General features: G+C 61.2%; 14 protein-coding genes and 1 tRNA gene. 9 read left to right on the plus strand and 6 right to left on the minus strand.

Features of this window, described 5'->3' with window-relative positions:
• Positions 1–47: 47 nt before the first annotated feature.
• The 3 genes from NKL06_RS27940 to ilvA all read right to left on the minus strand — a co-directional run bounded on the left by NKL06_RS27940 (position 48) and on the right by ilvA (position 2,733).
• Positions 48–752 (minus strand): outer membrane protein, encoded by a 705-nt coding sequence (locus tag NKL06_RS27940; RefSeq protein ID WP_023691203.1) that lies wholly within the window; start codon positions 750–752, stop codon positions 48–50.
• A gap of 149 nt (positions 753–901) precedes the next feature.
• Positions 902–1,480, minus strand: a complete 579-nt coding sequence (locus NKL06_RS27945; RefSeq protein ID WP_023691202.1) for a DUF1697 domain-containing protein — start codon at positions 1,478–1,480, stop codon at positions 902–904.
• Positions 1,477–2,733, minus strand: coding sequence for a threonine ammonia-lyase IlvA (gene ilvA, locus NKL06_RS27950; RefSeq protein ID WP_023691201.1), 1,257 nt, complete (start codon positions 2,731–2,733; stop codon positions 1,477–1,479). Before ilvA ends, NKL06_RS27945 begins: the two co-directional genes overlap by 4 nt.
• A 124-nt stretch (positions 2,734–2,857) precedes the next feature.
• Between ilvA and NKL06_RS27955 the strand changes: the two genes are divergently transcribed.
• The 3 genes from NKL06_RS27955 (at position 2,858) to NKL06_RS27965 (ending at position 6,732) form a co-directional block, all read left to right on the plus strand.
• Positions 2,858–4,261 carry an aminopeptidase P family N-terminal domain-containing protein gene (locus NKL06_RS27955; protein WP_023815359.1) on the plus strand — a complete coding sequence of 468 codons (1,404 nt, stop codon included), beginning with the start codon at positions 2,858–2,860 and terminating at the stop codon, positions 4,259–4,261.
• A 100-nt stretch (positions 4,262–4,361) separates the two neighbouring features.
• A complete protein-coding gene (locus NKL06_RS27960) occupies positions 4,362–5,435 on the plus strand; it encodes an alpha/beta hydrolase (RefSeq protein WP_023691199.1) in 1,074 nt (357 codons plus the stop codon).
• A 133-nt stretch (positions 5,436–5,568) separates the two neighbouring features.
• On the plus strand, positions 5,569–6,732 hold the full coding sequence (locus tag NKL06_RS27965) for an alpha/beta hydrolase (RefSeq protein ID WP_023691198.1): 1,164 nt from the start codon (positions 5,569–5,571) through the stop codon (positions 6,730–6,732).
• A gap of 21 nt (positions 6,733–6,753) precedes the next feature.
• Here NKL06_RS27965 and ade read toward each other — a convergent pair whose 3' ends face one another.
• The gene (gene ade, locus NKL06_RS27970) at positions 6,754–8,565 is read right to left on the minus strand and encodes an adenine deaminase (protein ID WP_023691197.1); all 1,812 of its coding nucleotides are present in this window, start codon (positions 8,563–8,565) and stop codon (positions 6,754–6,756) included.
• 261 nt (positions 8,566–8,826) lie between these two features.
• On the opposite strand from ade, the gene NKL06_RS27975 reads away from it, so the two are divergent.
• The 5 genes from NKL06_RS27975 (at position 8,827) to NKL06_RS27995 (ending at position 13,238) form a co-directional block, all read left to right on the plus strand.
• Complete coding sequence (locus NKL06_RS27975; RefSeq protein WP_023691196.1) at positions 8,827–9,678, plus strand: alpha/beta fold hydrolase; 852 nt, start codon at positions 8,827–8,829, stop codon at positions 9,676–9,678.
• A 128-nt stretch (positions 9,679–9,806) separates the two neighbouring features.
• Complete coding sequence (locus tag NKL06_RS27980) at positions 9,807–10,469, plus strand: outer membrane protein (RefSeq protein ID WP_023691195.1); 663 nt, start codon at positions 9,807–9,809, stop codon at positions 10,467–10,469.
• A gap of 127 nt (positions 10,470–10,596) precedes the next feature.
• Positions 10,597–10,682 (plus strand) — tRNA-Leu (locus NKL06_RS27985).
• Positions 10,683–11,898: 1,216 nt separating this feature from the next.
• Complete coding sequence (locus NKL06_RS27990; protein WP_023667524.1) at positions 11,899–12,090, plus strand: hypothetical protein; 192 nt, start codon at positions 11,899–11,901, stop codon at positions 12,088–12,090.
• Positions 12,091–12,989: 899 nt separating this feature from the next.
• Positions 12,990–13,238, plus strand: a complete 249-nt coding sequence (locus NKL06_RS27995) for a hypothetical protein (protein WP_023691191.1) — start codon at positions 12,990–12,992, stop codon at positions 13,236–13,238.
• Here the strand turns inward: NKL06_RS27995 and NKL06_RS28000 are convergent.
• Positions 13,235–14,098 (minus strand): ATP-dependent DNA ligase, encoded by an 864-nt coding sequence (locus NKL06_RS28000; RefSeq protein WP_023667527.1) that lies wholly within the window; start codon positions 14,096–14,098, stop codon positions 13,235–13,237. The two genes, NKL06_RS27995 and NKL06_RS28000, sit on opposite strands and share 4 nt — an antisense overlap.
• 86 nt (positions 14,099–14,184) lie before the next feature.
• On the opposite strand from NKL06_RS28000, the gene NKL06_RS28005 reads away from it, so the two are divergent.
• The gene (locus NKL06_RS28005; RefSeq protein ID WP_023681532.1) at positions 14,185–14,406 is read left to right on the plus strand and encodes a hypothetical protein; all 222 of its coding nucleotides are present in this window, start codon (positions 14,185–14,187) and stop codon (positions 14,404–14,406) included.
• 1,287 nt (positions 14,407–15,693) lie between these two features.
• On the opposite strand, the gene NKL06_RS28010 is transcribed toward NKL06_RS28005, so the two are convergent.
• Positions 15,694–16,644, minus strand: a complete 951-nt coding sequence (locus NKL06_RS28010) for an ATP-grasp fold amidoligase family protein (RefSeq protein WP_023807364.1) — start codon at positions 16,642–16,644, stop codon at positions 15,694–15,696.
• Positions 16,645–16,738 lie beyond the last annotated feature (94 nt).

Consider the following 16,738-nt stretch of genomic DNA (forward strand, 5'->3'; position numbering starts at 1 on the left):
CGTCACTTGGTTGCGACGCCATCTGAACCGTCGGAACGACGGATCGATCAGAACTTGTAGTTCAGGCCGATCTTGATCGTATGGGCGTCGATCTTCACCTTTGCGTCGTTGCCCTCGATATCTGTCAAACGGACCTTACCGAAGTCGAAGTACTGGTATTCCAGCTTCGTGGTCCATTTGTCGGCGAAGGCCCATTCGACACCGCCACCGATCGTATAGCCGAAGCGGCCTCCGCTCTTCGATGCGCTGCTGTCCGGGTCGGGCACCCCGTCAAAATCGAAAGTATCGCCATAACTCAATTTGTAGTGAGTCGCCGCCGCGCCGCCCTTGGCGTAGATCACCAGCCTGTCGGTGGCGTAGCCCAGACGTGCCGTCAGATCGCCATAGACGCCCAGTTTCGCCGATCCGAAATTGTCGGGCTCTTCGACGATAGTCCTGTCGCCATCGAGGCCGAGATAGCCCAGATCGGCTTCGACGCCATAGACGAATGCTCCAGACTGCCAGTTGTAACCGGCCTGAACGCCGCCGAGGAAGCCGTCGGTATCGACGTCATGGGTCTGACCAAGCTCCTCGTCGAAGAAGGAATCCGTCTGGTCGACCGCGTCACCGCGTCCCCAGCCATAGCCGGCGTTGATGCCGACATAGCCACCCGACCAGACAAACCCTGCCGGTACGGTCTCAATCACGTCGGCGGCGAACGTCGCGCCGCAAGCCGAAATCAGGAAAGTGGATGCGAGAAGCAGACGTTTCATGAAACTCCCCAATGCAGTCGGAAAGAGCATAGCACAGACATGCAATATTCATTAAGCTGCCCAGGCCGGAAAATCGGAAATTGTTGCAGAAAACAACTGTTTAGCCGAGACTTAATTAGCATCGCAACCGCAACGCAGATCTAAGCGATTCAAAGCGAACGCGCCATCTGCAGCAGCGCCAGCACCGACCGCCAGTTGCGCGCGGTGCCGGGCACTTTCAGCACGCGCGGGATGAGATTGGCGAACACCGATTTGCCGAGCCCGTCCGGCGCCTTGAGGTAGAGCACGTCGTCCCTGACCTCGAAACTTTCCGGGCCGGTGCATTTTTCGGCAAGCCTGGCGATCTCGTCCGCCGTCGGCTGGCGCTCCAGCGTGTAGGCGTGAAGCTTGGTCGGATCGCCGGCGACTTCCGGATAAGGATTCTCCTTCACCAACCGTTCGAACCAGGAGAGATCGCGCACCATGATGCGCGAGTGAAAGCCCCATTTTTTCTCGAACGCCATTTCGATCTGTTTCGCCAGCGTGGCGGCGTCGCCCTTCTTGGTCCGGAACACGACATTGCCGCTCTGCACATAACTGGCGACATCGGTGAAGCCTAGCGCCTCGAATAACGCCCGCAACTCCGCCATCTGGACGATGCGGTTGCCGCCGACATTGATGCCGGAAAACAGCGCGACGAAGACCACCCTTCGCTCTTCGAGCTTCGGGTGGCAGGCTGTACCGCTCATATGATGAACCCGGCCAGGGTCTCGTTGTCGGTGATGTCCTGATAGTGGACGCCCTCGGCCTCGAAATTCGCCCTCAGCAAATCGAAGTTTCGCCGGTCTTTGGTTTCGATGCCAATAAGCACAGAGCCGAAATTGCGCGCCGATTTCTTCAGATATTCGAAGCGCGCGATGTCGTCGTCGGGACCGAGCAGTTCGAGGAAGTCGCGCAGCGCGCCCGGCCGCTGCGGAAAGCGGATGATGAAGTATTTCTTCAGCCCCTCGAAGCGCAGCGCCCGCTCCTTCACGTCGGGCAGCCGCTCGAAATCGAAATTGCCGCCCGACACCACCGCGACGATGGTCTTGCCGCGGATTTCCTTGCGCGAAAAATCCTTCAACGCGTCGATCGCCAAGGCACCGGCCGGCTCCAGCACCACACCTTCGATGTTGAGCATCTCGATCATGGTGGCGCAGAGCCGGTTCTCAGGGATCAGCCGCACCGCCTGAGCGGCGAACTCCTTGAGGTGGCGCAACGGCTCGCGGCCGATCTCGGCCACCGCCGCGCCGTCGACGAAATTGTCGACATTGGCGAGCCGGACGCGCTTGCCGCCGGCCAGGCTCTGATGCAGGCTCGGCGCACCGGCCGGTTCGCAAAAGACGTAGCGCGCGTCACGTTGCTGATCGGCGAAATAGTGCGTCACCCCCGCGGCCAGGCCACCGCCGCCGACCGGCAGCATGATGATGTCGGGCATGCGCGCGCTCGGCATCTGGCCGGCGATCTCATAGGCGACCGTCGCCTGCCCCTCGATAATGTCCTTGTGGTCGAAGGGCGGCACCATATGCGCGCCGGAACTTTCGGTGAATTCGAAGGCGGCGCGGTAGCAGTCGTCGAAGAAGTCGCCGACCAGCCTGATCTCGACGAAATCGCCGCCGAACAGCCGCGTCTTGTCGATCTTTTGCTGCGGCGTCGTCACCGGCATGAAGACCACGCCCTTCTTGCCGAAATGGCGGCAGACGAAGGCAAAGCCTTGCGCATGGTTGCCGGCCGAGGCGCAGACGAACAGCTCGGCCTCGTTGCCTGCGGCCAGCGCCTTGCGGAAAAAGTTGAAGGCGCCGCGGATCTTGTAGGAGCGCACCGGCGAAAGATCCTCGCGCTTCAACAGCACCCGAGCCCCCGTCTTCTTCGACAAATAGTCGTTTTCCTGCAGCGGCGTTTCGGGAAAGATCTCGCGGATCGCGGCTGCGGCGGTGGCGACACGGAAGGAGAAACTGTTCATGGCGCCGTCACCTCTGGATCGAATGGTTCGAAGGCGAAGCCTATTGCACAATTCGCCGTTTGCAGCCACCGATGCGGCGCGGCCGCTTTGGCGCGCCAGCAGGAAATCCACTGGAGCCATCCTCATGCCTGTTTCGGCTGTCGCCCTGAAGACCGTAGACCTTCCTGAATTCGGCGAGCCAACAGTGATGCCGCTAGTTCAGCGGCGGACCTACGAAGCGCGCATCGAGGCTCTGCTGGCGCGCGGCGCCGAGGCCGGGCTCGACGCCTTCGCCGTCTATGGCGACCGCGAGCACGCGGCCAATGTCGCCTATCTCAGTGGTTACGATCCGCGTTTCGAGGAGACGCTGCTGGTCATCGTTCCCGGCAGCCAGCCAAAGCTTCTCGTCGGCAATGAGGGTTGGGGCTATGCCGAAATCTGCGACGGGCCTTACGAGCGCGTCCTTTACCAGACCTTCTCGCTGCCGGCGCAGCCACGCGACCGCTCCGCCTCACTTGCCGACACTCTTGCCGCCTGCGGCCTGAAAGCCGGCCAGAAGATCGGCGCCATCGGCTGGAAGCCGTTCGGGCCCGGCGATGGCGGCGTTGGCGAGACGACGCTCGACCTGCCGTCCTTCATCGCCGATACGCTGCGCACACTGGCCGGCGACAGAGGCGCGGTGGTCAACGCCGCCAACCTGTTGATGAACCCATCCGACGGCCTACGCGCCATCAACGAGGCAGACCAATTGGCGTCCTTCGAATTCGCCGCGACCTTTTCCTCGCAGGGCCTGCGCAACGTGCTTGGGAATATTGAGCCCGGCATGAGCGAATTGCAGGCCGCGCGGCTGATGGGGATCAACGGCCTGCCCCTGTGCTGCCACCCGATGCTGTCCGCCGGCAGGCGTGCGCCCTACGGCTTGCCTAGCCCGCGCCTCGACATCATCAAGCGCGGCGATCCCGTCACCATGGCCTATGGCATCCAGGGCTCGCTCAACGCCCGCGCCGGCTTCCTGGTCGAGAGCGCGGCCGAACTGCCGCGCGAGATAAGCGACTATGTCGAACAGCTGGTAGCGCCCTATTTCGCCGCCGTCGTCGACTGGTACGAGACCATCGGCATAGGCGTTGCCGGCGGAGCGCTTTGGAAAGCCGTGCATGACCGCATAGGCGACCCGTTCTTCGGCGTCTCGCTCAATCCCGGCCATCTCGTCCATATCGACGAATGGATGCATTCGCCGGTGTTTTCCGGCTCGGACATCAAGCTGCAATCGGGCATGGCGCTGCAGGTCGACATCATTCCGGCGACCGGAACCAGCTATTTCACCACCAACATCGAAGACGGTATCGCGCTTGCCGATGAGTCCCTGCGCGAGGAGATCGCGGCCCGCTATCCCGAGGCATGGCGCCGCATCGAGGCGCGCCGCGCCTTCATGGGCGATGTGCTCGGCATCAGGCTCAAGCCCGAGGTATTGCCCTTCTCCAACATCCCTGCGTTCCTGCCGCCATTCTGGCTTTCGCGCAACAGTGCGATGACCGTGGCTCGACGCTGACCACATTTCGGCTGGACACGACTTACTTCTGCCGCACTCTCACTGTCCGGGAGGTGCCGCGGGGGTATATGGGCCTTTTGGCCGGAGTGGAATTTTTGACGTGCGTTTGAAGACGATTTGCATTCTTGCACTTGCCCTGTTGATCGCCGGCTGCGGCGGCCGCAAAACCGAGGAACTGCTCGGCAGCGCCGTCATGTCCACGCCGGTGACCGAAATCTCGGGCAATCACTCGATCTTCATTGCCACCACACGCAAGAAATCAGACGATCCCAACAAAGTTTTCGACGGCGAACGCTCGGCGACGCTGAACTACGCCCGCGTCACCGTCACCGTTCCCGGCGTCCACCAGACCGGCCAGATCGAGCGCCGCTCGCGCGGCAAGTCGAACGACCCGGCGAAATACTTCATGGCTTCCGAGGTCGTCGGCTACGATGCGCAGCCTCAATTCTCAAGCGCGCTCAACGCCGACATCGCCGCGCGCGGCGGCCGCGTCATGGTCTTCGTGCATGGCTACAACACCGGCTTCGACGACGCGGTCTACCGCCTGACCCAGATCGTCCACGATTCCGGCTATCCCGGCACGCCGGTGCTGTTTTCCTGGGCATCGGGCGCCAGAACCACCGACTATGTCTATGACAAGGAAAGCGCCAGCGCCGCCCGCGATCAGCTGGAGGTGACATTGCGCATGCTGCAGCAGTCCGGCGCGCGGCGCATCGACATCGTCGCCCACTCGCTCGGAACCTGGGTGACCATGGAAACGCTGCGCCAGATGGCCATCACCGGCGACCGCGATCTCGGCGGCAAGCTCGGCGATGTCGTGCTGGCCTCTCCCGACATCGACGTCGACGTCTTCAAGAGCCAGATGCGCCGCTACGGCAAGCCGGACAAGCCGTTCATCCTGCTGCTCTCCGACGACGACCGGGCGCTGCGGCTCTCAGGCCTGATCGCCGGCTCGCGGCCACGCGTCGGCGACTACAAGGATGCCGCCGACCTCGCCGCTTATGGCGTCACCGTGGTCGACCTTTCCAAGGTCAAGGGAGGCGACAGCTTCAACCACACCAAATTCGCCGACAATCCCGAACTGGTGAAGATGATCGGCCAGCGGCTGCGCGAGGATGACGGCTTTGCCAGCGACCAGACGGTGACCGACCGTATCAGCGCGCTCGGACAATAAGGCTGTCGCCTTGCGGCGACCGTCGCCGCGTGAGGTCGCGAATGCCGCTCGGCCCGATCACTTTCAACTGGACCGGGCCGGTCTCTGCCTCTACGACATTGAAATCGGCGCCAATGCGCCAGCGGGAGCCCGCGTGAACGAGCGTTGGAAGACTGTCCTGGTCCTTGCGTTCGCGCTAGCTGCCGCCGGCTGCGCCGGCCCCAACACCCATGACCTGTTGAACAAGACGACGGTTTCGGTGCCTGCCTCCGACATCGCGGCCACCCACGAAATCTTCGTCGCCACCACCCGCAAGCAGGCGACCAAGGACCCACGCCAGGTGTTCGATGGCGATCGCTCGCTGACCACCAGCTACGCCCGGGTCGACGTCACCGTGCCGAAGGTCCACCAGGTCGGCGCCATCGAGCGCGCCGAGGGCTCGGCCAATTCGAACCCGGCCAAGCAATTCACCGCCACCGACGTCGTCCACTATGGCGACGCCTCGCAATTCGCCAAGGCCGTCGGCGCCAACATCACCATGAATGGCGACCGCGCGCTGGTCTTCGTCCACGGCTTCAACAACGGCTTCGACGATGGGGTCTACCGGCTGACGCAGATCGCCCACGACACCGAATATCCGGGTACGCCGATCTTGTTTTCGTGGGCTTCGAGCGGCAAGACCACGGGCTATATCTACGACAAGGACAGCGCCAACGCCGCGCGCGACGACCTCGAAGCGACGCTCAGGATGCTCGCCAAGACAAAGGTCAAGAGCATCGACATCATCGCGCATTCGATGGGAACCTGGGTGACGATGGAAGCGCTGCGCCAGCTCGCCATCACCGGCGACCGCGATCTCGACGGCAAGCTCGGCCGTGTCGTCCTGGCATCGCCCGATATCGATGTCGACGTCTTCAAGAAGCAGATGATCCGCTACGGCAAGCCCGACAGGCCGTTCGTCATCCTGCTTTCCGCCGACGACCGTGCTCTGCGACTGTCCAGCCTGCTATCCGGCGACAAGCCGCGCGTCGGCGACTACGGCAACGCCGCCGACATTGCCAGTTACGGCGTCGTTGTGGCCGACCTCAGCCAGATCAAGGGCGGCGACCGCCTGAACCACGCCAAATTCGCCGACAACCCGTTCCTGGTGCAATTGCTCGGCGACCGTCTGCGCGCTCCAGCCGGCCTGGCATCGGACGAACCCACGCAGGGCCAGATCGACAATCTCGGCCGAGGCCTCGGCAAGGCAGTCGGATCCGTCGCCGAGATCATCATCACCACGCCATTCAAGGTGCTGACCATCGCCACCGGCGGATGAGAGCCAAGCAGCGGGCTGATCTCAGATAAAAAGATCGACCTTCTGGAACGTCGTCACGTCGATCAGGCCGACATCGGAAATCCGGAGCTCCGGAATGACGACCAGCGCCAGCAGCGAGTGCTGCATGTAGGCGTTGTTGAGCGAGCAGCCCATCTTGCGCATCGCCTCGGTCAGTTTCTCCGCCTTGGCCGCCACGATTTCCGCCCGCTCGTCCGACATCAGCCCGGCGATCGGCATTTCGACCAGCGCAAGCTCCTTGCCCTTCGAAAACAGCACCACGCCCCCGCCGACCTCGCCCAGCCGGTTGACGGCCAGCGCCATGTCTTCCTTGTTGGTGCCGACGCAGATGATGTGGTGGGCATCATGTGCGACGCTCGACGCCATGGCGCAGTCGCCCATATAGCCGAAGCCTGAGACGAAGGCATTGGTGACGCCGCCGGTGCCGCGGTGGCGCTCGACCAGCGCGATCTGGCAGATGTCGTTGCGGCGGTCCATGGCGACCAGCCCGTCCTCGACCGGCAGGTCGGCCTCCAGCGCCCGCGTCGGCGCCTGGTTTTCGATCACGCCGATGACCCGCACCCGCACCTCGTTGGCGCCCTTGGGCGCCGCAATGTCGAAGTCGCCTGGCTTCAGCTTCTTGCCGAGCTTGACGGTGTTCTTCGCCGATTTGGGGTAATCATAGGCCGGAATGTCGATCTCGAGCTTGCCGCCCTTGGCCAGCCTGATACCGCGGCCATAGACCTCGTCGATGGTCATGGCGGCAAGATCGGAGACGATCAGCAGATCGGCCAGCCGTCCCGGCGCGATCGAGCCCAGTTCGCGCTCCAGCTTGAAATGCTGGGCGGTATTCAGCGTCGCCATCTGGATCGCCGTCACCGGCTTCAATCCCTGTTGGATGGCGTGGCGCACCACCCGGTCCATATGGCCTTCATGCACCAGCGTGCCGGAATGGCTGTCGTCGGTGCACAGGATGAAGTTGCGCGGGTCGAGACCGCTCTCGGTCACCGCCTTGATCTGCGAGGCAACATCGTACCAGGCCGAGCCCAGCCGCAGCATTGCCTTCATGCCCTGGCGCACACGGGCGATTGCGTCCTCGGCGCGCGTGCCTTCATGGTCGTCCTCCGGCCCGCCGGCGACATAGCCATGGAACGGCAGGCCGAGATCGCGCGACGCGTAGTGGCCGCCGACCGTCTTGCCGGCCTTGATCGTTGCGGCGATCTCGCCCGACATGACCGGATCATTGGCGATGACGCCGGGAAAATTCATGACTTCGCCGAGCCCGATGATGTTTTCCCAGGTCATCGCTTCCGCGACATCGGCGACCGTCAGTTCGGCCCCGGCATGCTCCAGCCCCGGCGCGGACGGCACGCAGGATGGCATCTGGACGTGCACGTTGATCGGCATGGCGACGGCCTCGTCATGCATCAGCCGCACGCCGGGCAGACCCAGCACATTGGCGATCTCGTGCGGATCGATGAACATCGAGGTGGTGCCGTGCGGGATGACAGCGCGGCAGAACTCGGTCACCGTCACCATGCCGCTCTCGACATGCATATGCGCGTCGCACAGGCCGGGCACGAGATAGCGGCCGCCGGCATCGACCACCTTGGTGCCCTGGCCGATGGCATGGCTGGCATTCGGCCCGCAATAGGCGAAGCGGCCGCCTGAGATTGCGATGTCGGTGCCGGCTATGATTTCGCCGGAATGCACGTTCACCCAGCGGCCGTTTCGGATGACGAGGTCGGCCGGCTTGCGCCCCGTTGCGACGTCGACCAGATGCGTCGCCATCTCGGTCCAGGGCTTGGGTTTCGTCGCCGACGGCTGCTTGGCCATGAAAGACTCCTGTTTGCCCGACTGTGCCAAGCCGGCAAGGTTTTGGCCAGCGATCACGGACGAAATCCGTCGATGAGAATTCGCCCGGGCGGATGCGCCGCACCTGCTCACCCCGAGGGCAGGCATCAGTGGTGCGGTCATTCAGTTTGGCTTGTGCCGCCACTTATGCTACCATTCTGGCTATGGTGCTGATTTGCGCCGACGACCCGCCGCGAGGCGGGTTTTTGTTGTGATGAGCCCGAAACCTCCTGAGGTGAAGTCATGATCCGGTTCCTGAAAGCACTCGCCTTCGTCACCCTGTTCCTGATCTCGGCCGGCTTTGTATCCGCCGAGGAACGTTGGCAGACCTTGCCGGAGCCGGCGGCGATGCCCAAACCGGATCAGAGCGGGTATGCGCCGGTCAACGGCATCCAGATGTACTATGCCGTTTTCGGCGCCGGTGATCCGATTCTCCTGATCCATGGCGGCCTTGGCCATGGCGACATCTGGGCAAGCCAGGTGGCGACGATGTCCAAGACGCACAAGGTGATCATTGCCGACAGCCGCGGCCATGGCCGTTCTACCCGCACCGAGCAAGCTTACGGCTATGACCTCATGGCGTCGGACTATCTTGCGCTGCTCGACTATCTCAAGATCGACAAGACCGCTCTTGTCGGCTGGAGCGACGGGGGCATTATCGGCATCGACATCGCGCTGCATCATCCGGAGCGGCTGACACGGCTCTTTGCGCAGGCCGCCAACGTCACCACCGATGGCGTCGATCCGGGTGTGCTGACCAACAAGACCTTTGCCGCCTATATCGACCGCTCGGGCCGCGACTACAAGAAACTGTCGAAGACTCCCGACCAGTACGATGCCTTCGTGGCGCAGATCAGCCACATGTGGGAGTCGGAGCCGGCCTGGACCAAGGAACAGCTCGGCAAGATAACCACGCCGACCGCGATCGTTGCCGGCGACCATGACGAGGCGATCAAGCGCGAACACACCGAATACATGGCCTCCGTCATTCCGGGCGCCAAGCTCATCATCCTGCCCAACGCCAGTCATTTCGCCATGCTGCAGGCGCCGGACGAATATAGCCATGCGGCGCTGGACTTCATTGACGCCAAATAGCGCCCCCAGCTAGAGCACCCAGCACAGCAACGGGTACATTCCGATTGTTGAACAATGGGTTCCGTTTTGCGGCGAATAGGATTACCTTCCGGCAAGGCGCCTTCTGAACCGCCTTTTCGGAGAACTCGATGCGCTGTCTGACCATTGCCAGTGCCGGATTTCTGATTGCTCTGGCCGCGCCGGCATTCGCCGCCGACCCGATGGCGGTGCCGATGACCGAACCAGGCTTCGACTGGACCGGCTACTATGCCGGCCTGCAGGCCGGCTACGGCTGGGGCCAGTCCGACATATCAGTGACGGAAGGCGCGCCGTTTTCCATCTCGCCCGACATTGACGGCGGTTTCGTCGGCGGCCATGTCGCCGGCCTGTGGCAGTTCGATCAGGCGGTGCTCGGCGCCGAGGCGGAGCTCAATTATTCCGCCGTCGACGGTACGGCGGTATCAGGCCTTGGAAGCACATTCCGCACGGACATCAAGTGGTTCGGATCTGTAAACGCCAAAGCGGGCTTCGCCATGGACCGCGTGCTGGTCTACGGCGTCGGCGGCGTCGCCTTTGCCGGCATCGAAACTTCGCAAGTCGCGGGCGCGTCGTTCGCCGGCACACGCACGAATGTCGGCTGGACCTTGGGCGCCGGCGTTGACTATGCGCTGACCGACAAATTCATCGTCGGCGCGCAATATCGCTATTATGATTTCGGCTCCGAGCACTATGACGTGGCGGAACCCTTCAACGATCGCGATCAGGATGTGAAACTGAACGCGGTTGGTATCAATCTCAGCTACAAATTCTGAGCGTTCTCGGCGACTGAGATTTTCGCCACAACCAATTGTTTTGAAATCGCGAAACACCTTTCATGAGTTCGACACTCGGCAAAAGATGCTTGACGGGTTTTCGCTGGCGTCTGAAAAGGGCTGGCCTGCGGACGTGGCGGAATTGGTAGACGCAAGGGACTTAAAATCCCTCGATTTCTGATCGTACGGGTTCGATTCCCGTCGTCCGCACCAATTGAAATGCTTAGGATTCGTTCTGTACGAACTCACTGGCTACCATAGAAAAGGCCGACGCGGGTAGCCGCAGGGGCAGCCGGGATACAAAGCCGGAAACTGCCATGCTGGATTTTCATGACTTGGTCGCTCATAGGGAAGCTCTGCTAAATCAGCAGTTGAGGCCGAGATGCAGGAAAGCCTAAGCCTAGACTTCAAGACACCTGCGGTCGGAAAACAGGGGCCCGCTTTCACACCTCAAGAACAACCAACTAAGGATGGTCGGGCGGCGTTGGCAAAAGCACTGTCAGCCTTCATCAATTCGGCCGGTGGTGTTTTGGTGTTCGGTATTGGCTGCGGTAAGGACATGAGAAATACGCGTCGTCCGGCCTTGACGGGCATTAGATCAGGATTTGGCTGCAGAACGTCTCAAAGACCTTTGCGAGCCGGCCACCTATTGGCCAGGGCAGTCCTCTTCGAGTGTAAGCCGCAACTCACAGACCTTATCATGCCGATGCCACTGGGGCTTGGCTTTGATAAGAGCGCATTGGCAGAGGAGAGGGACAAAACTGAAGAGGTTTAACACTCTTGCTGGAATACCTGCTGCAACACTCCTGTCGGTAGCGACCGACCGCGCAAAGCACTCCCTTGGGAGCCGGCTGGGGCCGCAGCGGCCTCAACCCGGTGGGCATGCCCCGTCGCGATTTTGAGAAGAGTTGCAGCCGTTTCCTGTGGCGTCCAACCTTGCGCTTCTGACGCAGTCACCAAGGCCGCAAACGCGGCTTCTAATGCGACTTCACAGTTCACCTCACGGTCTGGGCTATCCTCTGGCAATATCGGGGGTTCGACGGATTGGGACATCGTGACTTCTTTCAAAGGGGAAAAACCCGCCGCCCCAGCCTTTTGCCACTCAAACATTTCAGCAAAGGATCATTCCAGCTATCAGCAGCGTGATTAGAACTGACAACGGCACGGCCAGAAGACCGACCAACTCAACATTTCTTGTGTTTTGTCGCTTGTCCATCTTCGTCGCCCGCATGTCGTTGGCTTTGGCATCTTGCCGTCAACGTGCAGCTGTTGGAACCAACCACAAGTGCCGCTGATCGGAGATTCAGTCGGTGCTGCATATTAGCAACACATTGTGGAACGATCGGGCGGCATCAGCCAATTGCTTTTGAATGCCCTTGCACTTGCTTCGTACGATTCCGTACAGTTTCCCCCATTGGGGGAGCTGCCGATGGACCATGACGAGGAAGGCTACAGCATTGACGCCTTCGATTTCGATGTGGTGTGCGAGACCTTCAGGAGATCCGTTCGGGAGCTGAACCTGGCTGAAGAGCATTGGGTAGACCACGCGAAGGCGCTCCTACGGGAATTCACCGACAGCGCACCTGACGACGACATGATTAGCCGGATCGTCGGGCGCTAGTGGCCTATACAGCCCTAGTTGGTTAGAATCGTACCCCGGTCCTGCCACGGAAACCTTTTCCAAGGTTTGCCGCGTCATAGAGGCATCACAGAAGCTCTCGGAACAGATTGCCCAGCGCGGAGGCCTATTAACGAAAAAGCTCGCCACCTTGAGGCAACGGGCATCGCCAATGCCCTCAGAGAGCCCTGCCTGGACGTGTGGCGTCCTGTCCGGCCCTCGCCATTGATTTCGTCGGCAAGCTTGTCTTTGGCCTCGTGATAGGTCTTGAAGTTGGCATCGGGATCGCAATCGCCGGCTGCCAAGGATGCCGGGCCGCTGGCCGACCTATCAGTCAGGCGTCCGAAGCCAGAGCGTTATAAAGCAGCAAACACGCCAGGATAGAAACGGCGCTGCCTAGCAGCTGGTCTGCCGTCAGGCCGGAAAAATAGACAAGATGAAACGTCACCATCGCTCTACCAATCACGGTTCGGAACACTGCCGAATTAACCGTTAGCCGACGCTAATGTTCCGCTCTGGACTCACTACCGCTTTGGAAGAATCCTGCCGCAGCGATCAGCGCCCCGCCCGACCTTGATCTCAACGTCGGTGCCACAAGGCTTTCCTTCGTTCGCATGGTTCGCAGAGATTAGCACGATCGCATACTCTCATCTCATCCGGCGTCGTCTCCCTCACAAAGCAGCGCCGGTAAGGCTCGGCGACCTTCTTGTTTGTCCCGTGTGCCAAAGGAGGTCGCCGGGCCTGCCGTTGCTCATCTTTGCTGGTGGTTGCTCCTGATGGCTGCGCTTGACGCCGTCGCCCTACTGCTACCTGCGGGGTAAGGCCGGCGAGCCCTCTTGTCAGGCAGTCCGGCATGTAGGATTATAGTCCTCGTTGCGGCGACCCCTCAATGGAGAGCGCCAATGGCCAGAACCAAACCTTCGGAACAACTTTCCCGGGCTGAAATCGAGCGCTTCCTGGCGGCAGCCGAAGCGCTGCACAAGAGCATCGTCGGGCCGCTCCTGGCGTACCACGGCGAGCACTACCAAGCTCTACGTAAGGTCCATGGACCCCTGTTGAAGTCGATCGAGACCATCACCGGCCAGAAGGCGAAGTTCATCCAGTGGAACGGGACAGGACCGGCACAGCCCCGGGACAAGCCTCCGGGCTAAGTCTCCTCCCGGAAATCCAGCAGCTTGGCATGGCGAAGCTTCTCCTCGCCCTTTAGGAACCGCACGCGGCCGACCAGGCCCGGCTTTAGCCATTCGGCCTTGTCACTCTTGAGCCCTTTCGGCGCCGGCCCGCCAATCTTGCCTTGCACGCGGTCCCATAGGCGCTGGCGCTTGTCCGCCTTGAAGGTGACGAAGGCGCCGCCGGCATAGTGGCCTTTGTCGGCCATCAGCACCATGGCAGGCTTGCCGGCCTCGCGCTGCACGCCGATGATGTCCATCTCCTTTTCGGCATAGCACTTGATCTTGCGCCAGTTCGTCGTCGGACCCGACCGATACTTGCTGCCCTTCCGCTTTGAAACGATACCTTCAAGCCCAGCCTGGTCGACCAGATGAAAGACGGCGTCGCCAGTGCCCGGCATCGCTTCGCTGAACTGGATTCGGCCGCCGTCCGGGATCAACGCCCGGAGGATCTCGCGACGGTCTTCCACCGGCGTGTTCCGCAAGTCATGCCCGTTCAGATGCAAGAGGTCGAATGCTAGCAGATACAGATCGCGCGACGGCTTGCGGCTGGTCGCGGCTGATTGATGCGCATGGAAGTCGGATAGGCCAGCCTCATTGATCGTAATGGTCTCGCCGTCGATGATGAAGTCTTTCGCCTCGATCGCTTCCGCCTCACCGGCAAGTTGGATGTAGCGGCCCGTCCAATCATAACCGTTCTTGGTGATCAGCCGAATCCCGTCATCATCCTTGATGACCTGGGTGCGGTAGCCATCGAATTTGATCTCATGAATCCAATCATCGCCCATCGGCGGCGTGTCGACCAGTTCGGGTTCCATAGGCTTGATGAATTTCAGACGCATGCACTGACTCGCAGAACCACGACTTCAATTAGCTATCGCTAAATTAGTTCCGGAACATTTTAGACGAATTGGATCTTTGAAGGGCTATGAAGATCGAAGCCGACCAATGCCGGGCAGCGCTGACGCTCATCCGGCGCACAATGGAAGAGCACTGTCCTCCTGGCGTGCTGCCGAGCGAAGAGATGGTCAATGGGCTCTATGGTCCGGAACTGATCCATGAGGCGGAAGCCATTGCCGCCGGCATCGTCGCAACCATTGACCAGCTGCAATTGCCCGTGATGAAACCGCCGTCCCCTAGTATCAAATAGAGACCGACACAGGGAAGGTCGCTTGGCCGCGCGATCGTGGGCTCGCAACGACCGGCGAGGCGATGCCGGCCTCACCAAGGGTTACAGCCCCTCGACCAGCAGCGAAGGCGGCTCGCGGCAGTGCAACGCCCGAAGTGTTTCGAGACGACGATGTCCACCGAGCGTAGCCAGCGCGCGTCGTGCTGCACAAGGACCGAGGCAGCGGCACGGCCGCCCGGGTTACTCCAAAGGCGGCTCTTCGCTCTGTGGAGCCAAAACGGTGATATCCATCCTGGCGATTGTCGATGCGGCGCGCCCCTGGGCGCCAGAATCCGTGTCGCCACTTTCTGCCGCCATTGCCTTGGCGCGATGTCCTACGCTGTCTGCGCTTTTGCCTGGCGCAAATCCTTCGCCCGGTTCTGTCTTTGCGGGTTTCGGTCGAGTTTCAGCTGCCTGCCGATGTTGGTTTCCAATCGCCGAGACCATTGATACCTCCCCTTGATGAGGCCGCGACTGTACCTGTCAAGGCTGTAGCGAGGCTGATCACTTAAGTGGTCGGGTTGCGCCCGCTCGTAGTGGCCCTCCGATCACTGGGCTCTCGATGCCTTGGCGCTCGCGGACGTCTGGTCGGGTGGGAAGTTCAAACTCAGCCGCCCTTTGCGGCACCGGCTTCGCCCGACAACTAGGAACGATTTCGGCCGCCATGTGTTACGCAATCATGAATCTCGCGGATCCCGGATCAACAATGGCAACCGATCTTTTCACGATGCAACTCGCTGATGCTCAGCAGCGCATCAAACAGACCGAGTTCGCGCTGGTACTCAGCGAGAAAATGGTGGCTGAGAACCTCGCTTTATCCAGCAGGATACGATCGGCGAGGCGGCGTGTCCTGAAGGCCGGAAGGCCTCTGGCGACAATCGACTCAACAACTGAAAGAGTTCTTCAAATGATCTCGACCCAGTCCGGACGTGCGAGAGCTTGCCGGTAACCTTAGCGGTAATCGGCCGAGTCGCAGCAGGAAGCGCGCTGAAAACTTGCTCGATGAAGACTGCGGCGTCGCTATGAATCTCGCCTTGTGTTGCCGAATCCGATCTGCGCAAAGGCGCGTGGTCGAGACCAGGCAGCGGCTCACGAAGATTGATCCCAGCAGGGCAAATTGACCGCTACGGCTCAGTTGAGGCAGCACTTCGAAATCACGGCTATTGACCTGCTGAGCTATCAGTTTGCCTCGATCTCTAATCGTATGGGTTCTCCGCACCACCCTTCGCTCTTCGAGCTTCGGGTGGCACGCCACCCAAGGCAGCCATCTCAAACGTCGAGATAGCCGGCGGCGACGAGCATCGCCTTGTATCGTTGGGCAAATCGGCTGGGCAAACGACTGAGGTAACCTGACGCGCCAATATCCCAATGCGCGCCCAGTTCGCGGTCGAAGGCAGCCGGGTCGAATTGCAGCAAGCCGCTGCGTGGGTAGACCGTGAATTCTCCGAAGATCGGCTCCCCCTCCTCCTCGTAGAAATCGACACGCACCATGTCGAACTCGCTGCCGAGCGCCTCGGCTGCCTCGATCATCCGCGCCAGGCTCTTGGGAGGGGGAATTTCCAGGCTCGAGTCGATCGCGCCCTGGACGATGTTCAGCGGGCGCCAATCGCGATCCAGGTGGCCGGTATTCTTGGCCGTGGAACGGAAGGCGACGACGACGATGTAGGCGACGCGGCCAGCCAGCACACAGAATTTGTAGTCGACCGGGTCATAATCCTGGTCCTTGCCGACAAGCGCTTCGACGAAAACCCGCCGCTCTATGTGCGCATAGCTGCGCTCCAGCTTGCGGGCGCCATAGGTTTGGCCAAGGTATTCCGTCATCTCGGCAATGATCGTCTCCCGGTCGGCGTTGGCCGGATCGCGAACGATGACATTCATGGCGCAACCGTGGTTGCATTTGACGGCGTATGGGATTTTCAGGTCATCGAAAGGGATCTGGCGCGGATCGTCGCCCTGCCACAGCACCTCCGGGATGGCGAGCCCGGGAAGCCGCTCCCTGACGATTTCCTTGGACTTGAGCTTGTCGAGAAGGCCGGCAAAGCGAGGATCGTCATCGAAAATCTTGCGCCAGTGGATCTTTTCCGTGAACGTCACCGGGGCTGCAAAATTCGGCAGATGCCGCATCCGCTCAAGGAAACGCTGGGTCAACCGGCGGTAGCGGACAAGCAGCGCGGCGTTCAGCAACAGGAGAGATGCCCGCGCGCTGTTCGCTTCAGCCATGCCTTTGCGCCACGCGCCATTCCGCTGTCCTTGCAACCTGCGCAACTTCATCCGCGAAGTGGACGTGCCACCCTGCCCGCAGCAGTGAGGCACG

It is taken from the genome of Mesorhizobium sp. C268A (genome assembly GCF_040324475.1).
GTDB lineage: Bacteria > Pseudomonadota > Alphaproteobacteria > Rhizobiales > Rhizobiaceae > Mesorhizobium.

Coding starts and splice junctions, on each gene's coding strand:
- NKL06_RS27940 (WP_023691203.1), bottom strand. CDS start 752: ATGAAACGTCTGCTTCTCGCATCCACTTTCCTGATTTCGGCTTGCGGC.
- NKL06_RS27945 (WP_023691202.1), bottom strand. CDS start 1,480: ATGAGCGGTACAGCCTGCCACCCGAAGCTCGAAGAGCGAAGGGTGGTC.
- ilvA (WP_023691201.1), bottom strand. CDS start 2,733: ATGAACAGTTTCTCCTTCCGTGTCGCCACCGCCGCAGCCGCGATCCGC.
- NKL06_RS27955 (WP_023815359.1), top strand. CDS start 2,858: ATGCCTGTTTCGGCTGTCGCCCTGAAGACCGTAGACCTTCCTGAATTC.
- ade (WP_023691197.1), bottom strand. CDS start 8,565: ATGGCCAAGCAGCCGTCGGCGACGAAACCCAAGCCCTGGACCGAGATG.
- NKL06_RS27975 (WP_023691196.1), top strand. CDS start 8,827: ATGATCCGGTTCCTGAAAGCACTCGCCTTCGTCACCCTGTTCCTGATC.
- NKL06_RS27980 (WP_023691195.1), top strand. CDS start 9,807: ATGCGCTGTCTGACCATTGCCAGTGCCGGATTTCTGATTGCTCTGGCC.
- NKL06_RS27990 (WP_023667524.1), top strand. CDS start 11,899: ATGGACCATGACGAGGAAGGCTACAGCATTGACGCCTTCGATTTCGAT.
- NKL06_RS27995 (WP_023691191.1), top strand. CDS start 12,990: ATGGCCAGAACCAAACCTTCGGAACAACTTTCCCGGGCTGAAATCGAG.
- NKL06_RS28000 (WP_023667527.1), bottom strand. CDS start 14,098: ATGCGTCTGAAATTCATCAAGCCTATGGAACCCGAACTGGTCGACACG.
- NKL06_RS28005 (WP_023681532.1), top strand. CDS start 14,185: ATGAAGATCGAAGCCGACCAATGCCGGGCAGCGCTGACGCTCATCCGG.
- NKL06_RS28010 (WP_023807364.1), bottom strand. CDS start 16,644: ATGGCTGAAGCGAACAGCGCGCGGGCATCTCTCCTGTTGCTGAACGCC.